We start from the raw sequence: 17,385 nt of genomic DNA on the forward strand, positions 1-17,385 counted from the left end.
TAGTATTAGTGCGACCAGCTTCCGAATTTGCCTTTTCGGTAATCGTCGTAGGCCTGCGTGATCTCAGCCTGGGTATTCATCACAAAAGGACCCTGTGCGACCACGGGTTCATTCAATGGTTCGGCGTGGCCTAGTAACAGAATACTTTCCTGGTCGGCCTGGATGGTTAAGTCTCCTCCAGCCTGATCGAACTGAGCGAGATGAAGTGCTTTTACCAATGTTCCATTCACGTCAAGAGCCCCACGGATAACGTAAAAAAAGAGAGAATGCCCTTCCGGAATAGTAACAGTCAGCTGGCCTCCGGGCTGGAAGGAAATGGTGCGTAAGGCTACTCCCGTATCGGAAGTGAACGCTGCTGCTTGCCCATCCCAATCGCCCGAGATCAGATTGACCGTCACCCGATCTCCATCCAGCTTTATACGGGGAATGTCAGCCCGCTGAAGCCCTTTATAGAAAGGGTTGGTCATTTTAGACCGGGCTGGCAAATTGAGCCACAATTGTAGGATTTCCAGCTGACCGCCTTCTTCTATGAACTGATCGGATGAAACCTCGGCGTGAATCAGGCCGCTACCGGCTGTCATCCACTGAACCCCACCCGCTTCGATAACGCTTTCATGGCCGCTGCTGTCTTTGTGAGCAATGTCACCGTCAATAATAAACGTAACGGTTTCCATACCGCGGTGTGGATGCGGTCCAAAAGGAAGGCCGTTGTTATGCGGTGGGTAGTGTTGCGGACCGTGATGATTTAGGAACAAGAAAGGATCAACGTACTCAACTGAGCGGGTCGGTAATGCCCGATACGTAATCAAATCAGCAATAGGTGAATAATCAGCTGCACTAATTTTCTTGATAATGGGCATCGGGATAGCTAATTTCTTGCTCTTAGTTACTTTTTATAACAGTGTTAACTAGAAGACATAGTGTAAAGTTCCAGCTGTCTCACGGATTGTCATTTTATATGAAGAAAGATGAAAATGTTCACTAAGAAGATGCCGCTTGGCAAAGGAGTACAACTGTGTTTATACCGTATATATATAGGATATATATAGGCGCAATCAACTGATAATTGACTGCACCTACAGGGGAAATTAAAAATCCATCCGTTTTGTCCGCCTTCCTGAAAAATCGATAAAGTTCATGTCGCTGAGATGACCTCGAAAGTAGGCACTAGCAGGCAGAGAATGGCTCACTTTTTGTTACAAAAGAAGCCTTAGCAGGGCAAAGATAGAAATCGCTACACGACTTAATAAATCCCCTCATGCTTCTGGGTAATGTGTATCGCAACGCTAGAAAAAACGCTCATTGGCATAGTTTCTGCAAACAGCAGAGGGGAATACCTAGCGTAGATACCAACTCTTAGGTCGCAAGATCGCCTGAAGTCATATCTCTGTTGTAATCAAAATGAAATCCAAGGTATAGTTAGAGTACTTGAAATGGCCTTATATGGAAATAAGGACAGGATTCGTATGTTCTAGCTATCACAAGTAAACATTATTAACCAATTAGTGCACTTAGCGAGTTAGTGCCGGAGTAAGCCTGCCCGGGACGCATCGGAAATTTCTCGTTGAAAGGTAATTCTTGAGCCATTCACTTTTAGATCCAATTTATGGAATCAACCGTTTACTGTACGTCTAAATTTATTCTGTCACGATCCTCATGGAGAGAGCTCTCTCCCCTGAGGAATTTGTTATTGGTAATGGGACTGACTGCCGGTATGAACCGATGGAAGCCGGTAGCCACCATTATCGGTTCGCTGCTGGTGCTTCTGTTATCGTTGACACAGGGACAGGCGCAGACAACTGCCTGTAACTACCGAACGCTCACGACTAACAACTTCGCAGCTACCATTGTATCGTCAGGTGGAGTTGGGTTGGTTCCTGGAACCGTAACGAACCCGGGTAACCTGATCGATAACCCTAGCGTAAACAACTCCGCAACTGTTAGTACGTTTGTTGGCGTACTTGGTGGTGGTGGACAGATTACTGTTGGAGCAGGCGAGACATTACCTGCCAGTACTACGGTTGGTTTTGTTCTAAGTAACTCAGGAAGTGCGATCAGTGCAAGTTTACTGAATGCAATAACGGTAACTACTTATCTGAATGGTACCCAGCAGGAGCAGAGTGGAGGAAGTAATCTACTATCGTTAAATCTGCTTACGCCCATTCTTGGTACACAACCAGCCGTTGCACTGACAACAACAAAACCATTTAACCGGGTGCAGATTACCGTTAGTAGTTTGCTGAGCGTTGCTAACACCACGCAGATTCTTTATCCGTTTACACTCTTTCCAACGTTAACGGCTACCGCTACGGCAGTGAATGCTACAGGCGCCACTTCAGCAGATGGTGCTGTAAACCTGACCGTGTCGGGCGGACGTTCTCCTTATAGGTATGCATGGAGTAACGGCAGCACAGCGCAAAATATAACGGGTGTTAATCCAGGTACTTACACAGTTACCGTAACCGACGCAAATGGTTGTACAACAACGGCTTCGGCTACAGTGGATATTGCAGTTGCTCCCTGTCCAACAGCGGGGCAAAATGGCTTTACTGCGTTTACGTTTGGTACACCAGTAATAACCGGTACTACTACAAACCCAATAGCACGCTATACTAATGTAGCTACGCTCAATGGTCTGCAGGTTGATATTATAGGCCAAGTGATTGGTGGTACATACGCAGGAGTAGAGTTTACAAACGTAGGAAATGATGCTCAGTTCTTATTAACGGGTAATTCTGGGACAGCTACGGCTCCAAACAGCGCTACTGCAACTGTTCGTTGGTCATTTGTTAGAACCGGAACGAATACTCCTGTTCCGGTGCAGGCTTCGTTAACGATAGGAGATCTCGATTTAATTGCCATTAGTAACACTAATGCCAGAACAGAGGCTTTTGATATATCGAAAACAAATCTATTCTCCTATGCGACAGAGCAAGGTGGGACAGTAACAGTAACGAATGAATCAAATGCCAACTTTGTTCGCTTCCAAGGAACACAAAATCAGAGCACAGGAAATTCTTCCAACTTTGCCGCAACAATCAATTTTGTTGGTATAGCGTCATTTGATATTATCTATCGTATCTCCAATCTGCGAACATCGAATTTAGAAGCTGGTTTTACATTCGATGGATCTGGTGATATAGCCTTTACAAATAAAGTTTGCGTAGCTGTTCTGGATACGGATGGTGATAGTATCCCGAACGCAAACGACATTGATGATGATAATGACGGTATTACAGATGATACAGAAGGTGGTCCTCTGGTCGATACAGATGGGGATTCAATTCCAGATATATATGATCTGGATTCCGACGGCGATGGTATTCCAGATAATATTGAAGCGCAAACCACTGCTGGCTATATTGCCCCAGGTGCGATAACCGCTGTTAATGCACAGGGCTTACCGCTGGCGTACACGTCGACAAACGGCTTAACGCCTATCAATACTGACGGTACTGATCAACCCGATTATAAAGATACAGACAGTGATAATGATACTCGACCAGATCGTACTGAAGCAGGACTCGCGGTAGCTGGAACAGATGCTGACAGAGATGGCTTGGATAGTAGCGTAGATACCAATAATGCCGCCTTCGGTCCGATTAACGCCAACGTCACTAATGTATTGAGTAGTTACCCCAATAATGGTACGCAGGTTAACTTCCGGGTAGCACAAGGGACCATCGCCTTTGGTAACTGCGCTAACGCAACAGAAGTCGGAGTATTTGTAGCGGGGACAGCCTCAACCGGTACGCTAACCGTACCAATCACTGTTAGTCAGCCTGGTGCTGTTGTCGTTACGGTTACGGGAAATGGCTTTACATCAGTGCCAACATCCATCACCCTGACTGTTGTAACCAGTCAAACAGCGATTTCCATCCCTATAGCCTATGATGGAACCGGTGGTGCTGGTACCCGCACACTAACCGTTAGCGCATCAGATGCCACGGGAGCCTGTTCACCAACCGTAAGCGTGAGTGCTGCACCAAGTGTCAGTATTGATAGCCCACGTAACGTACAAACGAACTTAACGCCAACCGTATCTGGTACGGCTACTCCAGGAGGTACAGTAGTTATTACCGGCGCCAACAGCGCTACACTCTGTTCCACGACAGCCACAGCGGGTGGTAGTTATTCTTGCGTGATTAGTGCTACGGCAGGTATCAACTCACTAACAGCTATCGTTATTACGCCACTAGGGGTGAGTCCAACGCCAGCGACAACTAGTTTCACGGCGGTGGCGTCCCCAACAGTAGCCATTCAAACACCTCGGAACGCTGAGACCAGTCTGACCCCAACGGTGTCGGGCACGGCTACACCGGGTAGTGTGGTTACCTTATCAAGCCCGACTAACGCTACCTTATGCAGTACGACCGCTACGGCTTCGGGTTCATACTCGTGCGTCGTAACCGTAACGGCAGGAGTCAACTCAATCACAGCCATTTCCCGAAATGCGGGCGGAGCGAGTGTGGCCGATGTAACGACATTCACGGCCTTGGCTCCACCGACGGTGAGCATCGTATCTCCTCGTAATGTGGTGACGAGTTTGACCCCAACCGTGTCGGGCACGGCCACGGTGGGTAGCCTGGTGACCCTGACGGGGGCTAACAACGCAGTCCTGTGCTCAACCACGGCCACAGCTTCGGGCTCGTATTCGTGTGTGGTGACGGTGAGCTCGGGGGTGACTTCGATCACGGCTGTGTCCCAGAACGCGGGCGGGGTGAGCGTGGCCGACCTCACAACGTTCACGGCGGTGGGGGCTCCAGCGGTAGCCGTCCAGTCGCCAAGCAATACACAGACCTCAACAAGTCCGATTGTATCGGGTACGGCAACGCCGGGCAGCGTGGTGACTATCAATGGTCCAGGCAGTACGATTTTGTGTTCAACAACAGCCACGGCGGGCGGCAGTTTCTCGTGTGTGGTAACGGTGAGCCCAGGCGTAACTTCGGTGACAGCGGTGGCCAGCAACCAGGGCGGCACCAGCACCCCTAGCGTGACCAGCTTCACGGCTTTAGCTCCACCCACGGTGAGCATCGTGTCTCCTCGTAACGTGGTGACGAGTTTGACGCCAACCGTATCGGGCACAGCTACACCAGGTAGTGTGGTAACCTTATCAAGTCCGACCAACGCTACGTTATGTAGCGCAACCGCCACGGCGGCTGGCACCTACTCGTGCGTCGTAACCGTAACGGCAGGTGTCAATTCAATCACAGCTATTTCCCGAAATGCGGGTGGTGCGAGCGTAGCCGACGTAACGACATTCACAGCACTGGCTCCACCGACGGTGAGCATCGTGTCTCCTCGTAATGTAGTGACGAGTTTGACCCCAACCGTGTCGGGCACGGCTACGGCGGGCAGTCTGGTGACCCTGACGGGGGCTAACAACACGGTCCTGTGCTCAACCACAGCGACAGCTTCGGGCTCGTATTCGTGTGTGGTGACGGTGAGCTCGGGTGTCAACTCAATCACGGCTGTGTCCCAGAACGCGGGTGGCACTAGTGTCGCCGACGTCACAGCGTTCACGGCAGTGGGGGCTTCCACGGTGAGTATCGTATCACCCCGCAACATAATAACGAATTTGACCCCGACCGTATCGGGTACGGCTACCCCGGGCAGCGTAGTGACGCTGTCGAACGCTACCAGTGCTACCTTATGTAGCACGACAGCGACAGCTTCGGGTTCCTACTCGTGCATAGTAACCGTAACGGCGGGTGTTAACTCGATTACGGCTGTGTCCCAGAACGCGGGTGGGGTGAGTGTGTCGGACGTCACAACGTTCACAGCGGTAGCCGCTCCAACGGTAGCCATCCAGTCGCCAAGTAATACGCAGACCTCAACAAGTCCGGTTGTGTCGGGCACGACAACGCCAGGCAGCGTGGTCACTATCAGTGGTCCTGGTAACGCCACCCTGTGTTCGACAACAGCCACAGCGGGCGGCAGCTTCTCATGTGTGGTTACGGTGAGCCCAGGCGTAACTTCGGTGACAGCGGTGGCCAGCAACCAGGGCGGCACCAGCACCCCTAGTGTGACCAGCTTCACGGCTTTAGCTCTACCCACGGTGAGCATCATTTCGCCACGTAACGTCGTGACTAGTCTGAGCCCGACGGTGTCAGGAACAGCTACCCCAAATGCGACGGTAGTATTGACAGGCGCTAATAACACAACCTTGTGTTCAACGACAGCAACCGCGTCTGGTTCTTACTCGTGTGTGATCAATGCATTTGCGGGTGTTAACTCGGTGACAGCAGTAGCGACTAATGCAGGCGGGACTAGTGTGGCAGACGTAATCAGCTTTACAGCCCTGGGACAACCAACGATTGCCATTCAGTCGCCTAGTAATATAGAAACGACTCTGACGCCAACCGTATCCGGCACGGCTACCCCAGGTAGCGTAGTGACTATCACTGGGCCGAGGGGTACACCTTTATGCTCGACCACTGCTACAGTAAGTGGTAGTTTCAGTTGCACAGTAACAGTATCGGCGGGTCTTAACTCAGTAACCGCGGTAGCCACCAACTCGGGTGGTACCAGCGCACCAAGTGTAACGAGCTTTACTGCGGTGGCTCAGCCCACGGTAGCGATCAACAGCCCGCGCAACGTAGTGACGACCTTGACGCCGACGGTGTCGGGCACGGCCACGCCGGGCAGTATAGTAACCCTAACGGGGGCCAACAGTACGACTTTGTGTAGTACGACGGCGACGGCATCAGGCTCGTACTCCTGCGTGATCAACGCGAGTGTGGGCGTGAACTCGGTGACGGCGGTAGCCACCAACGCGGGTGGGGTGAGCGTAGCGGACGTAACGAGCTTCACGGCTGCGGGGGCACCGAGTCTGACGGTGACCGAGCCGGTGGGGGTGTCGACGACGACCTCGCCGACGGTGTCGGGCACGGCCACCCCGGGCAGCGTGGTGACCATCAGTGGTCCCAACGGAACAACTCTTTGTACGACCACGGCCTCGACCAGTGGCACGTTCTCGTGCGGTCTGAGCGGTCTGGCGGTGGGTCCGGTGAGCGTGACGGTGACGGCGACGGGTCCGGGGGGCACGGCCAGCCAGGGGGTTAGCTTCACTACGGTGGCTCAGCCCACGGTAGCGATCAACAGCCCGCGCAACGTAGTGACGACCTTGACGCCGACGGTGTCGGGCACGGCCACCCCGGGCAGCGTGGTGGTGCTGACGGGGGCCAACAATACAACCTTGTGTAGTACGACGGCGACGGCATCAGGCTCGTATTCCTGCGTGATCAACGCGAGTGTGGGCGTGAACTCGGTGACGGCGGTAGCCACCAATGCAGGTGGGGTGAGCGTAGCGGACGTAACGAGCTTCACGGCTGCGGGGGCACCGAGTCTGACGGTGACCGAGCCGGTGGGGGTGTCGACGACGACCTCGCCGACGGTGTCGGGCACGGCCACCCCGGGTAGTGTGGTGACCATCAGTGGTCCGGGTAACACGACGCTGTGCACGACCACGGCCTCGACCAGCGGCACGTTCTCGTGCGGTCTGAGTGGTCTGGCGGTGGGTCCGGTGAGCGTGACGGTGACGGCGACGGGTCCGGGGGGCATGGCTAGCCAGGGGGTCAGCTTCACGGCGGTGGCTCAGCCCACGGTGGTGATCAACAGCCCGCGCAACGTAGTGACGACCTTGACGCCGACAGTGTCGGGCACGGCCACGCCGGGCAGCGTGGTGATCCTGACGGGGGCCAACAATACGACTTTATGTTCGACGACGGCCACGGCATCAGGCTCGTACTCCTGCGTGATCAACGCGGGGGTGGGCGTGAACTCGGTGACAGCAATAGCGACCAATGCAGGCGGGACTAGTGTAGCAGACGTAATCAGCTTTACAGCCCTGGGGCAACCAACGATTGCCATTCAGTCGCCTGGTAATATAGAAACGACTCTGACGCCAACCGTATCGGGCACGGCTACCCCAGGTAGCGTAGTGACCATCACTGGGCCGAGGGGTACCCCTTTGTGCTCGACCACTGCTACAGTAAGCGGTAGTTTCAGTTGCACCGTAACAGTATCAGCGGGCGTGAACTCGGTGACGGCGGTGGCCAGCAACTCGGGTGGCATCAGCGCACCAAGTGTAACGAGCTTCACGGCGGTGGCTCAACCCACGGTGGTGATCAACAGCCCGCGCAACGTAGTGACGACCTTGACGCCGACGGTGTCGGGCACGGCCACGCCGGGTAGCGTGGTGGTGCTAACAGGAGCTAACAATACAACCTTGTGTTCGGCCACAGCGACGGCATCAGGCTCGTACTCCTGCGTGATCAACGCGGGGGTGGGCGTGAACTCGGTGACGGCGGTGGCTACCAACGCGGGTGGGGTGAGTGTAGCAGACGTGACGAGCTTCACGGCCGCGGGGGCACCGGGTCTGACGGTGACCGAGCCGGTGGGGGTGTCAACGACGACCTCGCCGACGGTGTCGGGCACGGCCACCCCGGGCAGTGTGGTGACCATCAGCGGGCCAGGTAACACGACGCTGTGCACGACCACGGCCTCGATTAGTGGCAGCTTCTCGTGCGGTCTGAGTGGTCTGGCGGTGGGTCCGATGAGCGTGACGGTGACGGCGACGGGTCCGGGGGGCATGGCTAGCCAGGGGGTCAGCTTCACGGCGGTGGCTCAGCCCACGGTGGTGATCAACAGCCCGCGCAACGTGGTGACGACCTTGACGCCGACGGTGTCGGGCACGGCCACGCCGGGTAGCGTGGTGGTGCTGACGGGGGCCAACAACACAACACTTTGCTCGACCACGGCCACGGCATCAGGCTCGTACTCCTGCGTGATCAACGCGGGGGTGGGCGTGAACTCGGTGACAGCAATAGCGACCAACGCGGGTGGATCGAGTGTGGCGGACGTAACGAGCTTCACGGCCGCGGGGGCGCCGAGTCTGACGGTGACCGAGCCGGTGGGAGTGTCGACGACGACCTCGCCGACGGTGTCGGGCACGGCCACCCCGGGCAGTGTGGTGACCATCAGTGGTCCCAACGGAACCACCTTGTGCACGACCACGGCCTCGACCAGTGGCAGCTTCTCGTGCGGTCTGAGTGGTCTGGCGGTGGGTCCGGTGAGCGTGACGGTGACGGCGACGGGTCCGGGTGGTTCGAGCAGCCAGGGGGTCAGCTTCACGGCGGTGGCTCAGCCGACGGTGGTGATCAACAGCCCGCGCAACGTAGTGACGACCTTGACGCCGACGGTGTCAGGCACGGCCACGCCGGGTAGCGTGGTGGTGCTGACGGGGGCTACCAATACAACACTTTGCTCGACCACAGCGACGGCGAGTGGCAGCTACAGCTGCGTGATCAACGCGGGAGTGGGCGTGAACTCGGTGACGGCGGTGGCCACCAACGCGGGTGGGTCGAGTGTGGCGGACGTGACTTCATTCACGGCCGCAGGGGCACCAAGTCTGACGGTGACCGAGCCGGTGGGGGTGTCAACGACGACCTCGCCGACGGTGTCGGGCACGGCCACCCCGGGCAGTGTGGTGACCATCAGTGGTCCCAACGGAACCACCTTGTGCACGACCACGGCCTCGACCAGTGGCAGCTTCTCGTGCGGTCTGAGTGGTCTGGCAGTGGGTCCGGTGAGCGTGACGGTGACGGCGACGGGTCCGGGTGGTTCGAGCAGCCAGGGGGTCAGCTTCACGGCGGTGGCCCAGCCCACGGTGGTGATCAACAGCCCGCGCAACGTAGTGACGACCTTGACGCCGACGGTGTCAGGCACGGCCACGCCGGGTAGCGTGGTGGTGCTGACGGGGGCTACCAATACAACACTTTGCTCGACCACAGCGACGGCGAGTGGCAGCTACAGCTGCGTGATCAACGCGGGAGTGGGCGTGAACTCGGTGACGGCGGTGGCCACCAATGCAGGTGGATCGAGTGTGGCGGACGTGACTTCATTCACGGCCGCGGGGCAACCAACGATTGCCATTCAGTCGCCTAGTAATATAGAAACGACTCTGACGCCAACCGTATCGGGCACGGCTACCCCAGGTAGCGTAGTGACCATCACTGGGCCAACGGGTACCCCTTTGTGCTCGACCACTGCCACAGTAAGTGGTAGTTTCAGTTGCACCGTAACAGTATCAGCGGGGGTGAACTCAGTGACGGCGGTGGCCAGCAACTCGGGTGGCATCAGCGCACCAAGTGTAACGAGCTTCACGGCGGTGGCTCAACCCACGGTGGCGATCAACAGCCCGCGCAACGTAGTGACGACTCTGACGCCGACGGTGTCGGGCACGGCCACGCCGGGCAGCGTGGTGATCCTGACGGGGGCCAACAATACAACACTTTGCTCGACCACAGCGACGGCGAGTGGCAGCTATAGCTGCGTGATCAACGCGGGGGTGGGCGTGAACTCGGTGACGGCGGTGGCCACCAACGCGGGTGGGGTGAGCGTAGCGGACGTGACTTCATTCACGGCCGCGGGGGCACCAAGTCTGACGGTGACCGAGCCGGTGGGGGTATCGACGACGACCTCGCCGACGGTGTCGGGCACGGCCACCCCGGGTAGCGTGGTGACCATCAGTGGTCCCAACGGAACTACGCTGTGCACGACCACGGCCTCGACCAGTGGCAGCTTCTCGTGCGGTCTGAGTGGTCTACCGGTGGGTCCGGTGAGCGTGACGGTGACGGCGACGGGTCCGGGTGGTTCGAGCAGCCAGGGGGTCAGCTTTACGGCGGTGGCCCAGCCCACGGTGGTGATCAACAGCCCGCGCAACGTAGTGACGACCTTGACGCCAACGGTGTCGGGCACGGCCACGCCGGGCAGTGTGGTGGTGCTGACGGGCCCCAACAATACGACTTTATGTTCGATGACGGCCACGGCATCAGGCTCGTACTCCTGCGTGATCAACGCGGGGGTGGGCGTGAACTCGGTGACGGCGGTGGCCACCAACGCGGGTGGATCGAGTGTGGCGGACGTGACTTCATTCACGGCCTCAGGGGTACCAAGTCTGACGGTGACGGGCCCTATCGGAACCACTGTGACCACAACACCAACGGTGTCAGGTACAGCTACGCCAGGTAGTACGATTGAAATCAGGGATAGCAAAAACGTTCTGCTTTGCACGACGACGGCTCAGCCGAATGGAAACTTTGCTTGCACGCTCACAAGTCCTTTACCCGTTGGGCCAAACACGCTCACGGTAACGGCTTCGGGACCGGGTGGTAGTGTGAGTCAGTCCATAAGCTTTACAACGGATGATTGTCAGGCTCAGGCTCCAACCCTCAAAAAGTCCTAAATAGTTGACGATCCTGGCTTCCCTGATGAAGTATCTTCATGGAAGCCAGGGCGTTACTAAACTATAACATCGACGAAGCTATGCGGTCTTTTTATATAGATAAATCCTGTCGAACTAGCTCCAGAATACTGCGGTACGCAATCTGGCTAGGGGTCTTTATTACCTCGGCCTTTGGTACAGTATTTGCACAAGTTGGGTGTACGTACCGGGCTGGCACAATCAGTTTTGTAGCCTCAGGCGGTAACATGGGGGCAGCTTATACCACACAGTACATTCTGGCTGATGGTAACGATAAGATTCTTGCCACCAGCCCTACAACCAGCTTCAGCAACGTGGCAGCAGGTAATTACAAATTATACGCACTGAACTATGATACATCGAAGGGGATAACAGGTAATACTGTTAACTCAACGATTGCCAATATCACGGGTTCATGTTTTGACGTATCAGCTGCCTTCCCAATCAATGTTTGTCCACAGGATGGCTCGGGCTGTGATTACACTGTAGGAACAGTGAGTTTTGTGGCCTCTGGGGGAAATCTGGCAGCTGACTACGCAACGACCTACGCACTAACTAATGCGGACGGTATTGTTACGAATGTATCCAGTACGGCCTCCTTTACCGTGACAACACCAGGTACCTACCTGGCCCACGGGTTGAACTACAAAAACGATGGTACGCTGACGGGCTTATCCGTTGGTCAATCATTGAGCGCCGTTACGGCCAGTTGCGTTGATGTCGGTACGCCAGCTATCATCCAGGTGTGCGGTCCGCAGTACGTAACGCTTTTGCCTAAAGTTTATCTGCAAGGCGCTTTGTTCGGGGTTAACTCACCCGAAGTACTGATGCGAGACGACCTCCGTCGGCTAAACTACCTGCCCACTACTAGCCCTTATCCAGCGCTTGGTCTGACGGGCCTTACCTCAACGTCGGCGGTCAGTCCAACTGTGTTTGCTAGGACAGGGCAGGATGCGATCGTGGACTGGGTATTTGTCGAATTGAGAAGTGCATCCAATAACCAGCAGGTAGTCGACAGTCGGCCAGCATTAGTACAACGGGATGGGGATATCGTAGCCGAAGATGGTTTATCGCCCCTGCGTTTCAACCTAGTGAGTTCAGGCAGCTTCTACGTAGCCGTGAAGCATAGAAACCACCTGGGCGTAATGACCAGCACGGCCATTCCAACGAGTACTACGGGAACTGTGGTTGACTTCAGGACCCCGCTGACACCGACGTATGTGCTGGCAGCTAACAACCTAAGTAATCAGTCACAAGTAGTCGTTGATCAGGGCGTAGCCTTGTGGGCGGGCAATTCACTGGTGGACAAAAATGTCATCTTCCAGGGGACAAATAACGATGTCAATGCCATTTCGCAGCAGGTCATCAACGCGCCAAGCAATTCGTTCGTGACTCCTTTCTTTAAACTACGGGGCTACTACCTAGGGGATATCAATATGAACGGCGAGACAATTTTACAGGGTACGGGTAATGACGTGGATTACATCTTCCAGAACGTGATTAAAAACCATCCTGGCAATATTCTAAAACAAAATTTCTTCATCATCAAGGAGCAACTGCCCTAAGCAGTACCATACCCACCGCTTGTTGATACCAGGTAAAACACACATTGTATGAAGCGTATTTCTACGATTTCGCTATTGTTGGGGTTATTGCTGTTTGCTAGTCTAGGCTGGGCTCAGCAATCACCTTTTTCTGTAAAATTCAAGGTTATATATGATGCTGCCACACAGACTTACACGACATATGTTGTTCCCAACTATAGCGTACCGAATGCCAACAACAATCTGACGACAGAAAAAGGAGCCACTGCCCAGTTTACTCTGGTTGTTCCTAAAGATTTTGTGATTTCGAGCATCACTGATATCAACGGTACCTGGGATAAAAACAATCTCAAACTGGGGCCTGGACAACCACAGCAGAACTGGAGTGGATTTCCAGCTTTGGACCCAACCCTGAACTACTATGTAATTGGGAAGGCGCCGAGCGAGACGGATTATGGTGTGTTCGCTGTTAACCAGCAGGTACCGCTGTTCTCTTTTAAAGGTAATGGTTGCTTTGGGCCCATTTATCCTTTGCCAGCCAATGATCCTTTCATCAACGCGGCTGATCAGTATCTGTCGCTGAACGTTGGAAATAGCTTCTATTCTCGCTCCGGCCAGCCCGCTGGTGGCAATCAGGTTCCTCTAGAACAGTATCAAACGCTTTTAGGGCCACCGGCCGATTGTCGGCCTCCTGTAGCGCTGGTTGCTAACCCGGATAATACGACGATTACAGCGGGGGCTACCAGTACGATAGCGGTACTGAGCAATGATACTAATACTGGCAGTCCAGCCAGTTCGGCCAACGTAACAGTAAGCGTTTTGACTCCCCCCGCCAATGGCACAGCGGTCGTCAATGCCGACGGTACGATTAGCTTCACCCCGGCAGTTGGTTTTGTGGGACAATCCTGTTTTCAATATCAAATCTGCGATCGTACCAGCACAACGGTCTGCGCCACGGCGCAGGTATGTGTGACGGTCAACCCGCAAACGGCGGTGACGGCTAGCCCCGATGCGGCTACTATCACCACCGGCACAGTAAGCACGGTGGCGGTGCTGAGCAACGACACCAACACGGGCCGCCCAGCTAGTCTGAGTAACGTAACGGTGAGTGTGAGCCAGCAGTCGCCTAACGGCACGGCGGTGGTGAACACCGATGGCACGATCAGCTTCACCCCGGCAGTTGGTTTTGTGGGCACGGCCTGCTACACCTACCGGATTTGCGACATCGCCAGCAGCACGGTCTGTGCTACGGCGCAGGTATGTGTGACAGTCAACCCGCAAACAGCGGTAACGGCCACTCCCGACGCGGCCACTATCACCACGGGTGCGGTGAGCACGGTAGCGGTGCTGAGCAATGATACCAACACGGGTCGCCCGGCGAGTTTGAGTAACGTAACGGTGAGCGTGAGTCAGCAGTCGCCCAACGGCACGGCAGTGGTGAACGCCGACGGTACGATCAGCTTTACGCCCGCGGTGGGCTTTGTGGGTACGGCCTGCTATACCTACCGCATCTGTGATGTTGTGAGTAGCACGGTCTGCGCCACGGCCCAGGTATGTGTGACAGTCAACCCGCAAACGGCGGTGACGGCCACTCCCGATGCGGCCACTATCACCACGGGTACGGTGAGCACGGTGGCGGTGCTGGGCAACGACACCAACACGGGCCGCCCAGCTAGTCAGAGTAACGTAACAGTGAGCCTCGCCCAGCAGTCGCCTAACGGCGCGGCTGTTGTGAACGGTGATGGTACGATCAGCTTCACGCCCGCGGTGGGTTTCGTGGGTACGGCCTGCTACACCTACCGGATTTGCGACATCGCCAGCAGCACAGTCTGCGCTACGGCGCAGGTATGTGTGACGGTCAATCCGCAGACGGCGGTGACGGCCACTCCCGACGCGGCCACCATCACCATAGGTACGGTGAGCACGGTAGCGGTGCTGAGCAACGACACTAACACGGGCCGCCCGGCCAGTCTGAGTAACGTAACGGTGAGCGTGAGCCAGCAGTCGCCTAACGGGACGGCGGTGGTGAACGCCGACGGTACGATTAGTTTTACTCCCGCGGTGGGTTTTGTGGGCACGGCCTGCTACACCTACCGCATCTGCGATGTTGTGAGCAGCACGGTCTGCGCCACGGCCCAGGTATGTGTGACAGTCAACCCGCAAACGGCGGTGACGGCCACTCCCGACGCGGCCACCATCACCGCGGGTACGGTGAGCACGGTAGCGGTGCTGAGCAACGATACCAATACGGGCCGTCCGGCCAGTCTGAGCAACGTAACGGTGAGTGTGAGCCAGCAGTCGCCCAACGGCACGGCGGTGGTGAACGCCGACGGTACGATCAGTTTCACGCCCGCGGTGGGTTTTGTGGGCACGGCCTGCTACACGTATCGGATTTGCGATGTTGTGAGCAGCACGGTCTGCGCTACGGCGCAGGTATGTGTGACGGTCAATCCGCAGACGGCGGTGACGGCCACCCCTGACGCGGCCACCATCACCATAGGTACGGTGAGCACGGTGGCGGTGCTGGGTAACGACACCAACACGGGTGGCCCGGCCAGTGTGACCAACGTAACGGTGAGCATCGCTACGCCCCCTGCTAATGGTACGGCGGTGGTGAACGCCGACGGTACGATCAGCTTCACGCCCGCGGTGGGTTTCGTGGGCACGGCCTGCTACACGTATCGGATTTGCGACATCACCAGCAGCACGGTCTGCGCCACGGCGCAGGTATGTGTGACGGTCAATCCGCAGACGGCGGTGACGGCCACTCCCGACGCGGCCACCATCACCACGGGTACGGTGAGCACAGTAGCGGTGCTGAGCAACGATACCAACACGGGTGGCCCAGCTAGTCTGAGCAACGTAACGGTGAGCGTGAGCCAGCAGTCGCCCAACGGCACGGCGGTGGTGAACGCCGACGGCACCATCAGCTTTACGCCCGCGGTGGGTTTTGTGGGCACGGCCTGCTACACGTATCGGATTTGTGATGTTGTGAGCAGCACGGTCTGCTCGACGGCCCAGGTATGCGTGACAGTCAATCCGCAGACGGCGGTGACGGCCACTCCTGACGCGGCCACCATCACCACCGGTACGGTGAGCACAGTAGCGGTGCTGAGCAACGATACCAACACGGGTGGCCCAGCTAGTCTGAGCAACGTAACGGTGAGCGTGAGCCAGCAGTCGCCTAACGGGACGGCGGTGGTGAACGCCGACGGTACGATCAGCTTCACGCCCGCGGTGGGTTTTGTGGGCACGGCCTGCTACACCTACCGGATTTGCGACATCGCCAGCACAACAGTCTGCGCCACGGCTCAAGTGTGCGTGACAGTCAACCCCCAAACAGCGGTGACGGCGAATCCTGATAGTGGTACAACCACCGCCGGATCACCCATAACGATCAATATTTTCGCAAATGACACCAATACGGGTGCACCGGTCAGCGCGTCGAACGTAACGGTTAATTTATTAACACCACCGGCAAACGGTACGGCAACGCTGACAGCAGACGGGCGAATTTTGTATCGCTCAGTGGCTGGTTTCTCTGGAGTCGATTGCTTTACATATCAAATCTGCGACGTGCGGAGTACCAGTGCCTGTTCATCGGCTCAGGTTTGTGTAACGGTAGCCGCTGCTCCGGTGCCAGTAACGGTCACTGCGAATCCAGATAGTGGCACGACGACTTCGGGTACGGAGGTTATCACCCGTATTCTGGCAAATGATACGAACACGGGTCGCCCGGCCAGTTCGACAAACGTAGTTGTTAGCCTACCAACCCCTCCTGCTAATGGTACAGCCGTAGTGAATGCCGATGGTACGATCAGCTTTACACCAGCGTCCAGTTTCACAGGTGTCACCTGCTATACGTATCAGATTTGTGACATTACCAGTACTAACATCTGTACGCCTGCGCAAGTGTGTATAACTGTACTGCCCAAACCACCAGGAAACGCCGATATCCGGGTCACCAAAACGCTGGTGGGCAACAAGGTTCGCGCAGTTAATGATGTGGTAACGTTCACCATCGTAGTGAAAAACCTGGGCGCTGATCGGGCGACGAATGTAGTTGTTAAAGACAGCCTGGGTAGTGGTCTTCAGTTTGTTTCGGGATCAAGTACAGTCGGTACGTTTGCTTCTTCACTGTTGACGATTCCGGCACTGGCAGCAGGCGACAGTGCTATCCTGACCGTTACCGCACGACTATTGGCCGAGGGAATCGCCTTCAACTATGCCCGGACGGTATCGCTGGATCAGGTAGATCCCAATAGCACTAATAACAGCGATCAGAGCTGCGTATCGGTTCCGGTCAATGTGTGTACTGGAGAAGCCGTTGTGGCGACTATCCCTGCGCTGTACACGAACGTGACCTGGTATAAGGATGGCGTGCAGGTGGGTAGTGGTAACGCGATCACGTTGGTTGCTGCAGGTACGTATACCTTCAGCGCGTCGAATTCGACCTGCCCGGCGGGTGGATGTTGCCCACTGGTGGTTGTTGAACAGAACTGCTGCCCGGCCAACGTATGTGTACCATTCGTTATCACGAAAACGAGACGGAGATAGCCAATCAGTCAGACTTAA

General features: G+C 56.1%; 4 protein-coding genes. 3 read left to right on the plus strand and 1 reads right to left on the minus strand.

Annotation, left to right across the window (positions count from 1 at the left end; all coding sequences use genetic code 11):
• Window positions 1-5 precede the first annotated feature (5 nt).
• Complete coding sequence (locus ACYVAD_RS13970; protein ID WP_461140118.1) at window positions 6-860, minus strand: pirin family protein; 855 nt, start codon at window positions 858-860, stop codon at window positions 6-8.
• A gap of 854 nt (window positions 861-1,714) precedes the next feature.
• Here ACYVAD_RS13970 and ACYVAD_RS13975 point away from each other — a divergent pair.
• The 3 genes from ACYVAD_RS13975 to ACYVAD_RS13985 are packed head-to-tail and all read left to right on the plus strand — an operon-like array spanning window position 1,715 to window position 17,367.
• Window positions 1,715-11,248: a beta strand repeat-containing protein gene (locus ACYVAD_RS13975; RefSeq protein WP_461140119.1), complete on the plus strand. Its 9,534-nt coding sequence runs from the start codon at window positions 1,715-1,717 to the stop codon at window positions 11,246-11,248.
• A 38-nt stretch (window positions 11,249-11,286) separates the two neighbouring features.
• Window positions 11,287-12,831 carry a hypothetical protein gene (locus tag ACYVAD_RS13980; protein ID WP_461140120.1) on the plus strand — a complete coding sequence of 515 codons (1,545 nt, stop codon included), beginning with the start codon at window positions 11,287-11,289 and terminating at the stop codon, window positions 12,829-12,831.
• Between the two features lie 48 nt (window positions 12,832-12,879).
• A complete protein-coding gene (locus tag ACYVAD_RS13985; RefSeq protein ID WP_461140121.1) occupies window positions 12,880-17,367 on the plus strand; it encodes an Ig-like domain-containing protein in 4,488 nt (1,495 codons plus the stop codon).
• The last annotated feature ends 18 nt before the right edge of the window (window positions 17,368-17,385 follow it).

Source organism: Spirosoma pomorum (assembly GCF_054776615.1).